The following is a 16,984-nucleotide window of genomic DNA, read 5'->3' as shown; positions in this document are numbered from 1 at the left end:
TTGTCTGCGCGCCGGCCGTTCTGGTCTGGCGTTTGCATATTGCTTAAGCCGCTGCGAGTCAGCGGCTTTTTTATTGCCGTGTCGCCTTGTTCCGGAGCTGCCCATGGGTGAGATGCCCGTCACGCACCATAGTGCCCCCCATAAAGAAAGACTGCTGTGGCTGGTGGCCATAGGCTTTTTCATGCAGTCGCTGGACGCGACCATCCTCAACACGGCGTTGCCGGCCATGGCGACCGAGCTGGGCGAGAGCCCGATGAAGATGCAGTCCGTCATCGTGGCCTATGCGCTGACCACGGCCATGCTGATTCCGGCCACGGGCTGGGTGGCCGACCGCTTTGGCACGCGCCGCGTCTATGGCTGGGCGATCGGCCTGTTCGTGTTGGGTTCGGTGCTGTGCGCACTCTCGCCCAGCCTGCCGTTCCTGATCGCGGCACGGGTGGTGCAGGGCGTGGGTGGCGCCATGATGCTGCCCGTGGGGCGGCTGGCCGTGTTGCGCACCTATCCGCGTGGCGAGTTCATCCGTGCCATGAGCTTTATTGCCATTCCCGGCCAGGTCGGGCCGCTGCTGGGGCCTACCCTGGGCGGCTGGATGGTGGAGTACGCCAGCTGGCACTGGATCTTCTGGATCAATGTGCCGGTGGGCCTTATCGGACTGTGGGCGACCTGGCGCTGGTTCCCGCGCAGCGCGCCCGTGGCCGTGCATCGCTTTGACGGTACGGGCTACGCCATGCTGGCCTTCGGCATGGTGGCGATTTCCATTGCGCTGGACGGCCTGTCCGGCATGGGGCTGGGCATGGCGCTGGTGGTGGTGCTCATGGTGTTCGGTCTGGCCAGTCTGGCCAGCTACTGGATGCATGCGCTGCGCGTGGAGGAGCCGCTGTTTGCGCCGGGCCTGTTCAAGGTGCGCTCGCTGCGCGTGGGCCTGCTGGGCAATCTATTCACCCGTTTCGGCAGCGGCGCTGCGCCGTTCCTGATCCCGCTGATGCTGCAGGTCGGCCTCAAGATGTCGCCCATGAACGCGGGCCTGATGATGCTGGCCACCGTCACCGGCAGCATGCTGGTCAAGCGCATCGCGGTGCGCACGGTGCAGCGCTATGGCTACAAGCGCGTGCTGCAGGTCAACTCGGTGATGCTGGCCCTTATGCTGGCTTCGTTCGGGTTGGTGGTGCCGGGCACGCCGGTCTGGTTGCTGCTGGTGCAGCTGTTCATCTTCGGCGGCTTCAACTCCATGCAGTTCTCGGCCATGAATTCGGTCACGCTCAAGGATATGGAAGGCGAGTCGGCCAGCAGCGGCAACAGCCTGCTGTCCATGGTGCAGATGCTGGCCATGAGTATGGGCGTGGCTCTGGCCGGAGCCTTGCTGACGGGCTTCAGCGACATGTGGCCGGCGCACAGCGACGAGCGCATGCAGGCCATTCGCGCCACCTTTGTGACGGTGGCCTTGATGACGCTGGCAGCCACGCTGGTGTTCAGCCAGCTCGATGCCGACGAGCCCGTGCGCCCCGCGCCCGATGGTGGTGATACCTGAAAATTTGATAGCTGCCAGCGCTTGTAAATAAAGGATTTCATATTATTTTTAATCTGAAATCGTTTATTAAAGAGCGTTATTAGCTATTGATAGGGGGCCGTGACTCGGCTCCCGCTTCCTGGGACTTACCCGTAGGCAACCGGGTTTTGTACGGGTTCTCCCTTGATTTTGGTCACGGATATATGACGCACTACATAGCCCCTATGAGCGCGTCCATATGAGAAGCTGCCCCTGCAGGCGTAGCCTTCGATCTTGACGAATGCTGCGTTTGGAATGCATCTTGCATGCAGGCATTCAATCTCACCCTGTCCCACGATCATGAGCACCAGTCAGAACTCTCAACCGATACGCTTCTTCCACCGTGGCGAGGTGGTGGAAGTGCAAGGCCCGCACCCCACACGCTCCGTGCTGCAATGGCTGCGCGAGGATGCCCATTGCACGGGCACCAAGGAAGGCTGCAACGAAGGCGATTGCGGTGCCTGCACGGTAGTCATCGGCGAGCTGGCCGAAGCCGGCGATACCGAGGCCGTCAACGGCCTGCGTCTGCAGACCGTCAATGCCTGCATTCAATTCCTGCCCAGCCTGCATGGCAAGGCCTTGTTCACGGTGGAAGACCTCAAGAGCCAGTGTGCGGGCAAGTCTGCCTGCGCCGGCAAGCCTGCAGGTCCGCAAAGCCTGCATCCGGTACAGCAGGCCATGGTGGAGTGCCATGGTTCGCAATGCGGCTTCTGCACGCCCGGCATCGTGATGACGCTGTGGTCGGCCTATGAGCATCACCAGCAGCAGGGCAGCGAGCCCACGCGCCAGCAGCTGGCCGACGAACTCTCGGGCAATCTGTGCCGCTGCACGGGCTACCGCCCGATTCTCGATGCCGGTCAGCGCATGTTCGACCTGCCTGCGGTGCGACTGGATACGGCGCCCGTGGTGGCTGCGCTGCAAGGCCTTCAGGCCGAGGCCGGTAACGTGGGTCTGAACTATGCGGCGCCCCAGGGGCTGCGCACCGACTTCTTCCACGCTCCGCGCACGCTGGCAGAGCTGGCCAGCCTGTGCGAGACCAAGCCCAAGGCCCGCATCGTGGCCGGCTCCACCGATGTGGGGCTCTGGGTCAACAAGCAGTTTCGCGACCTGGGCGACATGATTTACGTCGGCGATGTGGCCGAGATGAAGCGCATCGAAGTACGGCCCGATGCCGAAGGCGGCGAGCTGTATATCGGCGCCGGGGCTTCGCTGGAGTCCGCCTGGAGCGCGCTGGTGCAGCGCTGGCCCAGCCTGACCGATGTCTGGCTGCGCTTTGCCTCCACGCCTATCCGCCACGCGGGGACCATGGGCGGCAATGTGGCCAACGGCTCGCCGATCGGTGATTCGCCGCCGGTGCTGATGGCGCTGGATGCCCAGATCGAGCTGCGCAAGGGCGAGCGCGTGCGCCGCATGCCGCTGACGGATTTCTATCTGGACTATATGAAGAACCAGCTGGAGGCGGGCGAGTTTGTGCAGGCCCTGGCGGTGCCGCTGGCGGCCATGCAGCGCCAGGTTCGCGGCTACAAGATCAGCAAGCGCTTTGATTGCGATATCTCGGCCTTGTGCGCCGGCTTTGCCATCGAGCTCGATGGTGAGATCGTGCAATCCATCCGACTGGCCTTTGGCGGCATGGCGGCCACGGTCAGAAGAGCAGCGTGCGCCGAAGCGGCCCTGCTGGGCAAGCCCTGGAGCCCGGAGAACGTGAAGGCCGCACAGGCCGCGCTGGCCCAGGATTTCAAGCCCATGAGCGATATGCGCGCCAGCGCCGATTACCGCCTCAAGGTGGCGCAGAACCTGATCCAGCGTCTGTGGCTGGAAACGCGCGCCGATCAGCCACAAAGTACCGAGGCGACCAGTGTCTGGAGCGTGATGCCTCATATTGTTCCTGCCGCCGTGGAGCAAGGAGTCTGAAATGAACCACCCCCATGAACTGACGAATGAACTGGTGGCGGAAGCCTTTGCCGACTATCGCAAGAACCAGGCCTATCGCATCGACGAAGTGACCGAGGCCAAGGCCCATGATCAGGGCGCGCGCGTGGGCGTCAGCCGCAAGCACGAGTCCGCACACCTGCATGTGGCCGGCGAGGCCGCCTATATCGACGACCTGCCCGAACTGGAAGGCACGCTGCACTGCGCGCTGGGGCTCTCGCCCGTGGCCCATGGCCGTCTGACGGCGCTGGCGCTGGAGGCCGTGCGCGCCATGCCGGAGGTGGTGGACGTGATTACGGCGGCAGATATTCCCGGCGTCAACGACTGCGGCTCCATCATTCATGACGACCCCATACTCTGCGATGGCGAGATCCGCTACGTAGGCCAGCCCCTGTTCGCCGTGATTGCCCGCTCGCGCGATGCGGCAAGACGTGCGGCCGCCCTGGCCAAGGCGGCCGCCACCATCAGTGAGCTGCCGCCCGTGCTGACACCACGCAAGGCCCATGAGCTGGGCCAGTACGTGATGCCGCCCATGCACCTGGAGCGCAGCACGCGCGAAGGCGGCGCGCGCGCCGCCATGGATGCCGCGCCGCACCGCCTCAAGGGCTCCTTCGATGTGGGTGGGCAGGAGCAGTTCTATCTGGAAGGGCAGATCAGCTACGCCACGCCCAAGGAAGACGGAGCCGTGCACATTCACTGCTCCACCCAGCATCCCAGCGAAATGCAGCACCTGGTGGCGCATGCTCTGGGCGTGGCTTCGCACAGCGTGCATGTGGAATGCCGGCGCATGGGCGGCGGCTTCGGCGGCAAGGAGTCGCAGTCGGCACTGTTCGCCTGCGTGGCGGCCGTGGCGGCCACCCGGCTGCAAAAGCCGGTCAAGCTGCGTCTGGACCGCGACGACGACTTCATGATCACCGGTCGCCGTCACTGCTTCTGGTATGAGTACGAAGTGGGCTATGACGATGAGGGCCGCGTGCTGGGCGCCGAGATCTCCATGGTCTCGCGCTCCGGGCACTCTGCCGATCTGTCGGCGCCGGTGATGACGCGTGCGCTTTGCCATTTCGACAATACCTACTGGCTGCCCGATGTGCTCATGCATGGCTATATGGGCAAGACCAACACCCAGAGCAATACGGCTTTCCGTGGCTTTGGCGGACCTCAGGGCGCGATTGCCATCGAGAACATTCTGGATACGGTGGCCCGCAGCCTGGGGCGCGATCCGCTCGATGTGCGGCGCGTCAACTTCTACGGCAAGGGCGAGCGCAACATCACGCCCTATGAGCAGGTCGTGACCGATAACGTGATTCACGAGCTGGTGGCCGAGCTGGAGGAGTCCAGCGACTACCGTGCGCGCCGTGCGGCCGTGAATGCCTTCAACGCCGGCAGTGCCGTGCTCAAGCGCGGCCTGGCGCTGACGCCGCTGAAGTTCGGCATCTCCTTCAATGTGGCCCACTTCAACCAGGCCGGCGCACTGGTCCATATCTATACCGATGGCTCGATTCTCGTGAACCATGGCGGCACCGAAATGGGCCAGGGCCTGAACACCAAGGTGGCCCAGGTGGTGGCGCATGAGTTGGGCGTGGCCTTCGAGAATGTGCGTGTGACGGCCACCGATACCAGCAAGGTGGCCAACACCTCGGCCACGGCGGCTTCGACGGGGGCCGACCTCAACGGCAAGGCCGCACAGGATGCAGCACGTCAGCTGCGCGAGCGTCTGGCCGAATGCGCAGCACGCCTGCATGGCGGCGATGCCCATGACGTGCGCTTTGCCAACAATGCGGTGCAGGTCAATGGCCAGAATGTGCCGTTTGCCGAGCTGGTGCGCGCCGCCTATCTGCAGCGTGTGCAGCTGTGGTCGGATGGCTTCTATGCGACGCCTGGCCTGCACTGGGACGGCAAGCGCATGAAGGGCCACCCCTTCTTCTACTTTGCCTATGGCGCCGCCGTCAGCGAGGTGGTCATCGATACCTTGACGGGCGAATGGAAGCTGCTGCGCGCCGATGTGCTGCATGACGTGGGCCGCTCGCTGAACCCGGCCGTCGATGTGGGCCAGGTGGAGGGTGCCTTTATCCAGGGCATGGGCTGGCTGACCACCGAGGAGCTGGTCTGGCATCCGCAAACCGGAAAGCTCACGACCCATGCGCCCAGTACCTACAAGATTCCCACGGCCAATGACTGCCCGCCGGTCTTCAATGTGCGCCTGTTCGAGGGCGACAACTATGAAGACTCCATCCACCGCAGCAAGGCCGTGGGCGAGCCGCCGCTGCTGCTGCCGTTCTCGGTGTTCTTCGCGATTCGCGATGCGGTGTCCGCCGCCGGCGAGCACCGGGCGAATCCGCCTCTGCAGGCACCGGCCACGTCAGAGGCCATCCTGAGAGCAGTGGAAGCCGTTCAAGGGCACACTGGCTAGTTTTTCCTCACAGGTGTTGTCGCCTTGCGGGGCGGCAGCCATTTGAGTCATGGCTGTTTGCCGCGGGGCAAGGCCATGTGCTGCGCCGTCCATTTGGCGGCGCAGGACCGGGCGCGTTCCTCGCGTTGCGCCTCGCATGCAAAACAACACGGAGACTATGCAATGAACTGGACAGAGCGGATATTCAAACTCAGGGAGCACAACACCAATGTGCGCACGGAACTGGTCGCAGGGCTGACGACCTTTCTTTCAATGGCCTACATCATGTTCGTCAACCCCTCCATTCTGGGGGATGCGGGCATGCCCAAGGGCTCGGTCTTTGTCGCCACCTGCCTGATCGCAGCGCTGGGGTCGACCATCATGGCGCTGTATGCCAACTACCCGATTGCGCTGGCGCCGGGCATGGGGCTGAACGCCTATTTTGCCTATGTGGTGGTGCTCAAGATGGGCTATACATGGGAGGCTGCCCTGGGGGCGGTGTTCGTCTCGGGATGTCTGTTCCTGATCTGCACGATGCTGGGCCTGCGTGAGCTCATCATCAAGGGCATACCGCAGTCCATACGTGTGTCTATCACCGTCGGGCTGGGACTGTTCCTGGCGCTGATCGCGCTCAAGACCGCCGGTGTGGTTGCTGCCGACCAGAACACCTATGTGACGCTGGGCGATCTGCACAAGCCCGAGGTCATCATGGCGCTGCTGGGCTTTTTGTTGATCGTGGTGCTGGACCGTCTCAAGGTGCCGGGCGCATTGCTGATCGGTATTCTGGCCGTGACCGTGGCCTCGTTCTTCTTCGGCGGCAACACCTTCCACGGCATCTTCTCGGCGCCTCCCTCCATCGAGCCCACTTTCATGAAGCTCGACATCAAGACAGCGCTGACCACGGGCTTCCTCAACGTGGTGCTGGTGTTCTTCCTGGTGGAACTGTTCGATGCCACCGGCACGCTGATGGGCGTGGCGCGTCGCGCCGGTCTGCTGGTGCCTGAGCGCATGGGGCGTTTCAACCGCTCGCTGCTGGCCGATTCGGGGGCGATTTTCGTGGGCTCCATCCTGGGTACCTCCAGCACCACCGCCTATGTGGAGAGCGCTGCCGGTGTGCAGGCTGGCGGTCGTACGGGCCTGACGGCTCTCACGGTTGCCATGCTCTTCCTGGCCTGTTTGTTCATCGCGCCGCTGGCCGGTGTGGTGCCCGGCTATGCCACTGCACCTGCGCTGCTGTTCGTGGCCTGCCTGATGCTGCGTGACCTGACGGAAGTGCAGTGGGATGAAACCACCGAAGCCATACCGGCAGTCGTCACTGCGCTGATGATGCCTTTCACCTACTCCATCGCCAACGGCCTGGCCTTCGGCTTCATCACCTATGCCGTGCTCAAGCTGTGCACGGGCAAGGTCAAGGAGGTGCACTGGATCATGTGGGTGATTGCTGCCCTGTTCCTGTTCAAGTTCATCTACGTCGGCGGTCACTGAGTCTTCAGGCGCTGATCGAACCCGGCATGGCTTGATGGAGCCAGCCGGACAGGACATCCAAGATGCGAAAAGCAGTCCGGCTACTGGTGGGTCGGGCTGCTTTTTGCATTGTGGGCGGCAGGCCTGTCGATGGCTTTGCCTTGATGGGTAGACGCCCGGATGGTCAGTCATTTCCCCGGGCCTCAACAACATTGATTTCATGAGCATATTGCTGAATCAAAGCTTGTTGTGCGTTCGTGCGCCTGGCCTCGATGGGCGCCTGCCGTCTTAAGTGCCTGACAGCACAGCGAAATCCATGTGCGTCCGCTGGACCGGCACCGGCGCTCGGATGAGTTGGTTGTTTCCAAATTTGAAATCTATATTTTTGAATCGATCGACGGCTCCCTAGCATCTGCCCCATTGCATACATGGGAGAAGAAAGTGGACAAGCGTCGATTTCTGCTGGCCGGGCCTTCATGGCTGGCAATGGCGGCAGCCGGCATCACCGGTGCTGCGCATGCTGCGGTGGACGCCAAGACCAGGCTGGTCGTCGCTGACCAGAGCGAGCTGATTCGCCATCTGCTGGATGCAAGCGGCGAACGCAAGAAGACCGGCTTTCAGCTGGAGCTGCCCAATTTTGCCGGCGGTCCGGCCATCTTCGAGGCCATCCGCGCCGGAGCGCTGGACATGGCCTATGTGGGAGACACCCCTCCCATCCAGGCGCGTGCAGCAGGCGTGAACCTGCCCATCATCGCAACCTTCACCCGAGCCAGAGCGGAATATCGTTTGCTGCAACATGCCGGCGCCGGGGTGGAGCGCCTGAGCGATCTGCGTGGCAAGCGCGTGAGCTATGTCGAAGGCTCGGGTCGCCAGGTTTTCCTGATCGAGGCCTTGAACCGGGCCGGCCTGACGCTCAAGGATGTCACGCTGGTACATCTGCGCGTGGCCGAACTCAACGATGCCCTGCGCGCCCGGGCCGTGGATGTCGCCACCATTGCCGAGCCGCATGTCACGCGGCTGTCCAGGCAGATCGGTGCGCGTGTGGTGCCTGATCCGCTGGAGCGTCAGCTGCTGCCTTCCACCTCCTATATCTATGCCCGTCCGGAGGTGCTGGCTGATCCGCAGAAGGCCGAGGCCATCCGCGAATTCCTGGCCTCCTTCGTGCGCGCGGGGCGCTGGAGTAATACCCATCGCAAGGAATGGGAGCAGCATTACCTGCGCAATTTCCAGCGCCTCGATGCCGAGAGCGCTGCGGCCATACAGGCGGCGCAGGCTCCGCTCGAGTTCCAGACCGCTGCACAGGCCCAGCCTCATCATCAGAAGCTCATCGACATCCTGCACAGCGCCGGCAGTCTGCCCCGGCGTCTGGATGCCAGGGACTCCTTTGTGGCTAGCTATGACGGCGTGATCGTCGCCAATCGCTGAGGAGCTGCCGTGATGACTCCGATTCCTCTGGAAGCGCGCGTGGCCGGCTGGCAGTCTCAGACCGGAGCGCTGCTTGCCGCGCCGGACCGCAAGGCCCCGGCACTGGTGCCGGCCCGCCTGTCGCCGGGCATGCTGCTGGCCGGGCCGGCCCTGCTGCTGCTGTTGTGGGAGACCGCATCGCGCCTGGGTTACCTCTCGCCCGAGACGCTGACCGCACCGTCGCAGGCATTGCGCACCGGCTATGAAATGGCCCTTGATGGAAGCCTGCTGCCGCATCTGATGGCTTCGGCCGGGCGAGCCTACACAGGGCTGTTTCTGGGCATTGTGGTGGGCGTGCTGCTGGCGCTGGGCGCCGGGCTGAGCCGCACCGGCGAGGCCCTGATCGATGGGTTGGTGCAGATCAAGCGGGCCGTTCCCACGCTGGCGCTGATCCCGCTGGCCATCATCTGGCTGGGCATAGGCGAGGCGATGAAGGTCTTCCTCATCTTCACCGCCGTGCTGATTCCCATCTATATCAACACCCATGCAGCGCTGCGCAGCATAGACATCGGTCATGTGGAGCTGGCGCAGACGCTGGGACTGTCGCGTGCCGAGTTCATTCGCAAGGTGGCCCTGCCGGGAGCCTTGCCAGGCTTTTTTGTAGGCCTGCGCATGGCGGTCTCGCTGTGCTGGACGGCGCTGGTGGTGCTGGAGCTGATCAACACGCAGACCGGCATCGGTTACTTGATGAACCGTGCGCGCGACTGGGGGCAGACCGATGTGATCGTGGTGGGCATTCTGATCTACGCGCTGCTGGGTCTGCTCTCCGACGCCGCGGTGCGTAGCCTGGAGGCACATGTGCTGTCCTACCGGAGGTCGCTGGGATCATGAACCGTCCATCATTGGCAGGTGCCGTGCACCTGCATGGCTTCAGCCGCAGCTTTCATGGCAAGCAGGTGCTCGACGACCTCGAACTTGATATTGCGCCGGGGCAGTTCGTGGCGCTGCTGGGAGAGTCGGGCTCCGGCAAGACCACGCTGTTGCGCGCATTGGCCGGTCTTGATCTGGAGGCTCGGAGTTCGGGGACGGCGGTTGCACATGGCAATGTGTCCGTGCTGTTCCAGGACTCGCGCCTGCTGCCCTGGCTGACGGTGCTGGACAACCTGACGCTGGGCCTGGACGCGCAGGCTGCCCGGCCTGACGCAGCTCAGTTGCTGCGCGAGGTGGGACTGGAAGACAAGGCAGCGGTCTGGCCAGCCAGCTTGTCGGGCGGGCAAAAGCAGCGCGCGGCACTGGCTCGCTCCTTGCTGCGCGAGCCCCATGTGCTGCTGGCCGACGAGCCTTTTGGTGCCCTGGATGCCCTGACCCGCCTGCGCATGCAGGGCCTGCTGCGGCGCATGGTGGAGCGCGTACGCCCGACGGTGATCCTGGTCACCCACGATGTGGACGAGTCCCTGCTGCTGGCAGACCGGATTCTGGTGCTCAGAGACGGAAAGATCGCCGAAGACCATGCGCTGGATCTGGCCCATCCGCGGCGCCCCGACCACCCCGCTTTCATGCAGCTGCGCGCGACCTTGCTGCGCAGTCTGGGTGTGGAAGCCGAATTTGTCTGAAAGAAGCTGTGCCATGACGCGACAACTACACCTGAACCTGTTTCTGATGACGCGAGGCCACCATGAAGGTGCCTGGCGTCACCCCGGCGCCAATCCCAAGGCACTGACCGATCTGCAACTGTATGTGGATGCTGCCCGCATTGCCGAGGCCGCCAAGTTCGATGCCGTGTTTCTGGCCGACGGGCTGGTCGGGCCCGACAGCGGGCAGATGGCCTCTTCGGGCCAGCTCGAGCCGCTGCTGCTGCTGGCGGCGCTGGCGCAGTATACCGAGCGTATTGGGCTGATCGGAACGGCTTCCACCACCTACAGCCTGCCCTATACGCTGGCGCGGCAGTTCGCCACGCTGGACCACCTGTCCAAGGGCCGGGCAGGCTGGAATATCGTGACCTCCTGGCTGCCCCGGGCCGGTGAAAACTACGGACTGCAGCAGAATGTCGAGCATGCCGAGCGCTACCGCATCGCCGAGGAATTCGTGGCCGCAGTGGATGCGCTGTGGCGCAGCTTTCCGGGCGCTGCGGTGGTGGACGATGCCGCATCGGGTCAGTACCTGGACATAGGCCAGGTGCGCCCCGTCAACTATGCAGGCACGCATATCCGTACGCGCGGACCGCTGAATGTGCCGGGCAGCCCCCAGGGCCGTCCGGTACTGGTGCAGGCCGGTCAGTCCGATACCGGCCGGGCCTTTGCCGCGCAATGGGCCGAGGCCATATTCACGGCGCATGGCAGCAAGGAGTCGGCGCAAGGCTTTTATGCCGATATCAAGGGACAGGCGAAGGCGCTGGGGCGCCGGGCCGAGGATATCGTGATCCTGCCGGGCATCAGTGCCGCGATTGGGTCGACGGAGTACGAGGCCCGCCAGGTGTGGGAGGAGCTCGACAGCCTGACCAGCATCGAAGTGGGGCTGGGACGCCTGTCGGCTCGCTTTGGCGGCCATGATTTCAGCGGCCTGCCGCTGGACCGCCGGCTCACGCGGGACGATTTTCCCGATCCCGCGCTGGTGGAAGCTTCCAGGAGCCGCGTCATAGGCTATGTGGAGACTACGCTGCGCGACGGGCTCACGCTGCGTCAGCTGCTCAAGCGGCTGGCAGGCGCGCGCGGGCATCTGGCGATTGCCGGCACGCCCGAGCAGGTGGCGGACACGATCGAAGACTGGTTCCGCACGGGCGCTGCCGATGGTTTCAATGTGATGCCACCGGTGATCACGCAGCAACTGGAGCTGTTTGCCAGCGAGGTCGTGCCGATTTTGCGCAAGCGTGGGCTGTTCCGCAGCGACTACCAGAGCAGCACGCTGCGCGGCCATTTCGGCTTGCCCGATCTGCCAGCCGTGCAGCACAGGCTGCAGGCGGATGCCGAAGTAGCGGCCTGAGTCTGCAGGCGGGAGGGCAGCCGGCTATCAGTCTCAGGCGGGGTGGATGGCGCCCAGAATGCGCGGGCCGCTGGCGCCCGTCACGCTGGCCAGATTGCCGGGCAGGCCCAGCAGGCACTGGCGTGCCAGCCAGGCAAAGGCAGCAGCTTCCACTTCCAGCGGGGGCAGGCCGCGCTCTGCCGTGGAGCTCACCTTCACGCCCGGCAGCAAGGCGGCCAGGCGTTGCATCAGATAGGTGTTCAGTGCACCGCCGCCGCATACCAGCAGTTCGGTGCCGCCCCTGCCGAAACGCCGGACGGCATGGGCGCAGCTGGCGGCGGTGAATTCGGTAAGGCTTGCCTGTACATCGACCGCAGCGGCCTGCGCCGCATGCTGCTGCAGATGCCGCTCCAGCCAGTCGGCGTGAAACAGATCGCGCCCTGTGCTCTTGGGCGGCTCCTGGGCCAGATAGGGATCGCCCAGCATGGCGGCCAGCAGCTCGGGAAGGACCTTGCCGCTGGCGGCCCACTGGCCGCCCTCGTCATAGCTCTTGCCGGTATGGTGCAGGCACCAGCCGTCCATCAGCGCATTGCCGGTGCCGGTGTCGAAGCCGAGTACCGAGCCGTCGGCACCCAGCGCGCTGAGATTGGCAATGCCGCCGATATTGAGCACCAGGGCTGTTTCCCCGGGCCTGCCGAACACGCTTTGGTGAAAGGCCGGCACCAGCGGCGCACCCTGACCGCCCGCCGCCACATCACGGCTGCGTAGGTCGGCGACGACGGTGATGCCGGTCAGCTCGGCCAGCAGGGCGGGGTTGTTGAGTTGCAGCGTGTAGCCTGTGCCATCGAACATCTGCGGACGGTGGCGCACGGTTTGCCCGTGGGCTCCTATGGCTGCGATCTGCCCGGCCTGAGCGCCGGCTGCGGCCAGCAACTGGTGCACCACCTGTGCATAGTGGCGCACCAGTGCATTGGCAGCCAGGGCGGAGCGATGCAGTTCATCCTGGCCGCCGGCAGTATTGAGGGCCAGCAGCTCTGCACGCAATGCCTCGTCGAAGCTGCAGCTGGCATGTTGCAGCACCTGGGTGCCACGGCTGAAGTCCACGAGAACGCCATCGACGCCATCCAGCGAGGTGCCGGACATCAGGCCGATATAGAGAGGGCTTTGGGCGGCTTGTTCAATGGCATTGGGCATGTCAGATCGGAAGGTAGGCTTACGGTTTTACTATCTTAGCTGTAGCGTTCGGTGCATGTTCGATGGGTGCTGCGAACGATCTTCATGCGTGAATGAAAAAGGGCTGCAATCTGCAGCCCTTGTTGTGCATGGCGACGCTGGCTCAGCGCGCGCTGGCCAGGGCATACGCTTGCGTGCCGGCGTTGAGTTCGATGCGCATCTGTGCGGCCTGCTGCTCGAAGGCCGGGCGGGCGGCCTTGGAGATGGGCTGGGCCGCATCGGTGATCTGGGCAATGGTCAGCGGATCGCGCTGCTCGCCCTTGTCGCGGAACTCGAAGTGCAGATGAGGGCCGGTAGCCCAGCCCGTGGAGCCCACGGCGCCGATGATGTCGCCCTGGTCCACGCGTTGACCGCGCTTGACGTCAATGCGGCTCAGGTGGGCATACACGGTGGTGTGCTGGTTGGCGTGGTCGACAAAGATCACATTGCCGTAGCCGTTCTGCACGCCGGCAAAGGACACGACGCCGTCGCCCACGGTGCGCACCTTGGTGCCGGTGGGAGCCGCAAAGTCGGTGCCCAGATGAGCGCGCCAGGTTTTCTGGATGGGGTGGACGCGCATGGAGAAGCCGCTGCTGATGCGCGAGAACTCCACGGGATAGTTCAGATAGGCCTGGCGCAGGCTCTTGCCGTCGAGCGTGTAGTAGGCGCCCTTCTTGCCGGCTTCCTGGAACCACATGGCCTGATGCGACTTGCCATTGTTGTAGAACTCGGTGCTCAGCACGCGGCCGGCACGCAGCGGCTCGCCATCGGCTTCCAGCGATTCATAGACCACCGCAAATCGGTCACCCTTGCGCAGGCCGCGGCGGAAGTCCAGTTCGCCCTGGAAGATGTCGGCCATCTGCATGGAGACGCTGTCGGGAATGTCGGAGGCATCCGTGGCGGCAAAGAAGGAGGAGCGAATCACGCCCCCCGCCAGACGGGGGCTGGCCGTGAGCTTGCCGGTCTCGATCTTGGACTGCAGCTTGCCGTCCACACGCTCCACGGTCAGGCGCTGGAAGCTGCCGTCTTCGCCAGGAGCCCAGCGCACGGTCAGCTGGCTCAGTTGCTGGTCGGGCGTGGTTTCGGCGGACACGAGGCGGCCGGCACGGCCCAGCACGTTCTGGCGCACGGCATCGTTGCTGCGCATGAAGGCTGCTGCCTGCGGATCGGCAATGCCAAGGCGCTGCAGCAGCGACTCGGTCGTGTCGTTGGCACGGGTGTATTCGGAACGGTAGAGGGAGAAGGACTGCAGATCCGTTAGGTCGGCCAGATCCTGGCCGGCGGCCAGGGAGGTGACGGGTTCGGTCAGTGTGCGTACGGGAAGGTCGGCGGGGTCGGGCCCCAGGCTGGCCACTGCAAAGGCACCGCTGCCACCGGTCAGCAAAACAGTCGCCAGCGCGGCCGTGGCGCGCTTGGGGTGTTTTTGCAGAGCCGATATCAGCCGTGCGAGCAGAGCACCGCCGGCATTTTTCAAGCCAGTCATCAAAACATCAAATCCTTGGGAAAGCGTGTCGGTGGAGTTGGCATTTGTTACGACTGACACGTCTCCAGCAGCTCTACCGTGCCATAAGTCCATCCAAAGAGGTCTTTATGAGGGAGCAGTCTAGAATTGACCGTAACACCAAACCTCCAAGTATATCGGCCGCGTCCTACCTCGCCTGCCGAAAAACCCTTATGAATCAATCTGCTGTTACAAGTTTTCCCGTGACCGACAGAGTGAACCAGGCGCTGGAAGTCACTCTGCGTGGAGTCGATGAGCTGCTGCCCAAGGACGAGTGGGTCCAGAAACTGGCCAGGTCCGAAGCCACCGGTGTGCCCCTGCGTATCAAGCTGGGCCTGGACCCGACAGCTCCCGACATCCACCTGGGCCACACCGTGGTGCTCAACAAGATGCGCCAGCTGCAGGATCTGGGCCATCAGGTGATCTTCCTGATCGGCGACTTCACCACGCTGATCGGCGACCCTTCGGGCCGCAACTCCACGCGTCCGCCGCTGACGGCCGAGCAGATCAAGGCCAACGCAGAGACTTATTACACCCAGGCCGCCAAGGTGCTGGACCCGGCCAGGACCGAGGTGCGCTACAACAGCGAGTGGTGCGACCAGCTGGGCGCGCGCGGCATGATCCAGCTGTCGGCCAAGTACACGGTGGCACGCATGATGGAACGCAACGACTTCCATACGCGCTTCACCGACGGCAGCTCCATCAGCCTGCACGAGTTTCTCTACCCGCTGCTGCAGGGCTATGACTCGGTGGCGCTCAAGTCCGACCTGGAGCTGGGCGGCACCGATCAGAAGTTCAACCTGATGATGGGCAGACATCTGCAAGCCGAGTATGGTCAGGAACAGCAGTGTGTGCTCACAATGCCGCTGCTGGTGGGCCTGGATGGCGTGCACAAGATGTCCAAGTCCAAGAACAACTACATCGGCATCACCGAGGACGCCAACACCATGTTTGCCAAGGTGCTGTCGATCTCGGACGATCTGATGTGGGACTGGTACACCCTGCTGTCCTTCAAGAGCCTGGCCGATATTGCCGCGCTCAAGGTCGAGATCGAGGCCGGCGGCAACCCCAAGCATGCCAAGGTGGCCCTGGCCAAGGAAATCACTGCGCGCTTCCACAGCGCAGCGGCGGCCGAGGCGGCCGAGCAGGATTTCATGAACCGCTCCAAGGGCGGCATCCCCGATGACATCCCTGAAATCAGCCTGCCCGGTGCTCCGCTGGGCATTGGTGCGCTGGTCAAGCAGGCCAATCTGGCTGCATCGACCGGCGAAGCCAATCGCCTGATCGATGGCGGCGGCGTGCGCATCGACGGCAACGTCATCAGCGACCGCGCCCTGAAGCTGGATGCCGGTACCTTTGTGCTGCAGGTGGGCAAGCGCAAGTTTGCGCGCGTCACGCTGAGCTGAGTTGAGCTGAGTGGTGCGTCACCGCTGCGCGCAATAGGGCAAGGCGCCGTCCTTGCCGAGATGGTCTGTCGAAGGTATCAGCCATCAAAATGAGAGCTGCTTACGCTTGATACATCTACGTTTCAATTCATTTTGTATTTGAAACAAAGGTGAATCAAGCGCTGGCAGCTCTCTTTTTTATGGGGCCGGCTCGCCCGCGCCCCGCATGGCGTCGCGTGTCTGGCGGGCTTGCTCCATCAGCCACTGACAGAAGGCCTGCACTTCGGGCCGCTCGCTGCTGCGCGGGCCTTGCAGCAGCCAGTACGACAGCGGCGACGCCAGGCGATGCTCGGGCAATACCTCGATCAGGCTGCCGGCCGCCAGCGCGTCGGCCACCAGCGGCAGGCGCGCGATGGCCAGACCCTGGCCGGCCAGCGCGGCCTGCACGATCTGGTGGGCGTAGTTGAAGTACAGCCAGCGCGGCGGCTGCAGCTGGTCGCAGCCGTTGGCGGCAAACCAGCGCTGCCAGCTCAGCCACTCCAGCTGGGGCATGCGGTGCACGTCGCCGGTTTCAATCAGCGTGTAGTGGGCCGCATCGGCGGGGCTGCGCACGGCAGGGCCGCTTCTGAGCAGGGCGGGGCTGGCGACCAGCACCAGCTCTTCACCGAACAGAGCCTTGGCCGAGGCATCGGAGACGCCGGCGCTGTAGCGTATGGCCAGGTCCACATCGGTGGTTTCCAGATCCACCACGGCGTCGCCCGTGTCGATGCGAATGTCGATATCGGAATGGGCGCGCTGGAACGCCTCCAGACGCGGAATCAGCCACATGGCGGCAAAGCTGGCCCAGGTGGTGATGGCCACGCTCTTGCGGCCCACGGTCTGGCGGATCTGGCGCACCGTGGCGTCTATCGACTCCAGTGCGGGTTGCACCGCATGCAGCAACTGGGCACCGGCCCCGGTCAGCTCCACGGCGCGCGAATGGCGCAGGAACAGCGGGATGCCCACCTCGTCTTCCAGCGACTGGATCTGGCGGCTGACAGCGGACTGGGTCAGCGCCAGCTCGTCCGCTGCGGCGCGAAAGTTCAGGTGCCGGGCCACGGCCAGAAAGGCGCGCAGATGGCCGGCACCGATGGCGCGGGTGCGAAGCAGCGGAGTGGGGCTGGTGGTGGCATGAGGCATGGCAGGGCAAGCATAAG

12 protein-coding genes are annotated in these 16,984 nt (G+C 64.1%); 9 read left to right on the top strand and 3 right to left on the bottom strand.

From position 1 onward, the window contains the following. Positions 1–103: 103 nt before the first annotated feature. The 8 genes from mdtD to F3J24_RS12960 all read left to right on the top strand — a co-directional run bounded on the left by mdtD (position 104) and on the right by F3J24_RS12960 (position 11,711). On the top strand, positions 104–1,528 hold the full coding sequence (gene mdtD / locus F3J24_RS12995) for a multidrug transporter subunit MdtD (RefSeq protein ID WP_167006771.1): 1,425 nt from the start codon (positions 104–106) through the stop codon (positions 1,526–1,528). 318 nt (positions 1,529–1,846) lie between these two features. Then, positions 1,847–3,457, top strand: a complete 1,611-nt coding sequence (gene xdhA / locus F3J24_RS12990; protein ID WP_167006768.1) for a xanthine dehydrogenase small subunit — start codon at positions 1,847–1,849, stop codon at positions 3,455–3,457. A 1-nt stretch (position 3,458) separates the two neighbouring features. After that, the gene (gene xdhB, locus F3J24_RS12985) at positions 3,459–5,885 is read left to right on the top strand and encodes a xanthine dehydrogenase molybdopterin binding subunit (RefSeq protein WP_167006765.1); all 2,427 of its coding nucleotides are present in this window, start codon (positions 3,459–3,461) and stop codon (positions 5,883–5,885) included. A gap of 162 nt (positions 5,886–6,047) precedes the next feature. Continuing rightward, positions 6,048–7,349: an NCS2 family permease gene (locus F3J24_RS12980; RefSeq protein ID WP_003061737.1), complete on the top strand. Its 1,302-nt coding sequence runs from the start codon at positions 6,048–6,050 to the stop codon at positions 7,347–7,349. 420 nt (positions 7,350–7,769) lie between these two features. Beyond that, positions 7,770–8,753 (top strand): ABC transporter substrate-binding protein, encoded by a 984-nt coding sequence (locus F3J24_RS12975; protein WP_034401197.1) that lies wholly within the window; start codon positions 7,770–7,772, stop codon positions 8,751–8,753. 12 nt (positions 8,754–8,765) lie between these two features. Continuing rightward, on the top strand, positions 8,766–9,623 hold the full coding sequence (locus tag F3J24_RS12970) for an ABC transporter permease (protein ID WP_167006762.1): 858 nt from the start codon (positions 8,766–8,768) through the stop codon (positions 9,621–9,623). Further along, a complete protein-coding gene (locus F3J24_RS12965) occupies positions 9,620–10,345 on the top strand; it encodes an ABC transporter ATP-binding protein (protein ID WP_167006759.1) in 726 nt (241 codons plus the stop codon). Before F3J24_RS12970 ends, F3J24_RS12965 begins: the two co-directional genes overlap by 4 nt. A 13-nt stretch (positions 10,346–10,358) precedes the next feature. Then, on the top strand, positions 10,359–11,711 hold the full coding sequence (locus F3J24_RS12960) for an LLM class flavin-dependent oxidoreductase (RefSeq protein WP_167006756.1): 1,353 nt from the start codon (positions 10,359–10,361) through the stop codon (positions 11,709–11,711). Positions 11,712–11,744: 33 nt separating this feature from the next. On the opposite strand, the gene F3J24_RS12955 is transcribed toward F3J24_RS12960, so the two are convergent. Beyond that, positions 11,745–12,884, bottom strand: a complete 1,140-nt coding sequence (locus F3J24_RS12955) for an anhydro-N-acetylmuramic acid kinase (protein ID WP_167006753.1) — start codon at positions 12,882–12,884, stop codon at positions 11,745–11,747. Positions 12,885–13,026: 142 nt separating this feature from the next. Then, positions 13,027–14,385 (bottom strand): M23 family metallopeptidase, encoded by a 1,359-nt coding sequence (locus F3J24_RS12950; protein ID WP_167006750.1) that lies wholly within the window; start codon positions 14,383–14,385, stop codon positions 13,027–13,029. Between the two features lie 191 nt (positions 14,386–14,576). On the opposite strand from F3J24_RS12950, the gene tyrS reads away from it, so the two are divergent. Further along, positions 14,577–15,809: a tyrosine--tRNA ligase gene (gene tyrS, locus F3J24_RS12945; RefSeq protein WP_167006747.1), complete on the top strand. Its 1,233-nt coding sequence runs from the start codon at positions 14,577–14,579 to the stop codon at positions 15,807–15,809. 177 nt (positions 15,810–15,986) lie between these two features. Here tyrS and F3J24_RS12940 read toward each other — a convergent pair whose 3' ends face one another. Then, a complete protein-coding gene (locus F3J24_RS12940) occupies positions 15,987–16,967 on the bottom strand; it encodes a LysR substrate-binding domain-containing protein (protein ID WP_167006744.1) in 981 nt (326 codons plus the stop codon). Between the last annotated feature and the right edge of the window lie 17 nt (positions 16,968–16,984).

This window comes from Comamonas sp. Tr-654 (genome assembly GCF_011752915.1).
Classification (GTDB): Bacteria; Pseudomonadota; Gammaproteobacteria; order Burkholderiales; family Burkholderiaceae_C; genus Comamonas.
The sequence above is the reverse complement of the archived record's forward strand: the minus strand, read 5'-3'. Positions and strand labels throughout refer to the sequence as shown.

What these genes read in the sequence shown, in the direction of transcription:
- mdtD (WP_167006771.1), top strand. Translation starts at nt 104, where the DNA reads ATGGGTGAGATGCCCGTCACGCACCATAGTGCCCCCCATAAAGAAAGA.
- xdhA (WP_167006768.1), top strand. Translation starts at nt 1,847, where the DNA reads ATGAGCACCAGTCAGAACTCTCAACCGATACGCTTCTTCCACCGTGGC.
- xdhB (WP_167006765.1), top strand. Translation starts at nt 3,459, where the DNA reads ATGAACCACCCCCATGAACTGACGAATGAACTGGTGGCGGAAGCCTTT.
- F3J24_RS12980 (WP_003061737.1), top strand. Translation starts at nt 6,048, where the DNA reads ATGAACTGGACAGAGCGGATATTCAAACTCAGGGAGCACAACACCAAT.
- F3J24_RS12970 (WP_167006762.1), top strand. Translation starts at nt 8,766, where the DNA reads ATGACTCCGATTCCTCTGGAAGCGCGCGTGGCCGGCTGGCAGTCTCAG.
- F3J24_RS12965 (WP_167006759.1), top strand. Translation starts at nt 9,620, where the DNA reads ATGAACCGTCCATCATTGGCAGGTGCCGTGCACCTGCATGGCTTCAGC.
- F3J24_RS12960 (WP_167006756.1), top strand. Translation starts at nt 10,359, where the DNA reads ATGACGCGACAACTACACCTGAACCTGTTTCTGATGACGCGAGGCCAC.
- F3J24_RS12955 (WP_167006753.1), bottom strand. Translation starts at nt 12,884, where the DNA reads ATGCCCAATGCCATTGAACAAGCCGCCCAAAGCCCTCTCTATATCGGC.
- F3J24_RS12950 (WP_167006750.1), bottom strand. Translation starts at nt 14,385, where the DNA reads ATGACTGGCTTGAAAAATGCCGGCGGTGCTCTGCTCGCACGGCTGATA.
- tyrS (WP_167006747.1), top strand. Translation starts at nt 14,577, where the DNA reads ATGAATCAATCTGCTGTTACAAGTTTTCCCGTGACCGACAGAGTGAAC.
- F3J24_RS12940 (WP_167006744.1), bottom strand. Translation starts at nt 16,967, where the DNA reads ATGCCTCATGCCACCACCAGCCCCACTCCGCTGCTTCGCACCCGCGCC.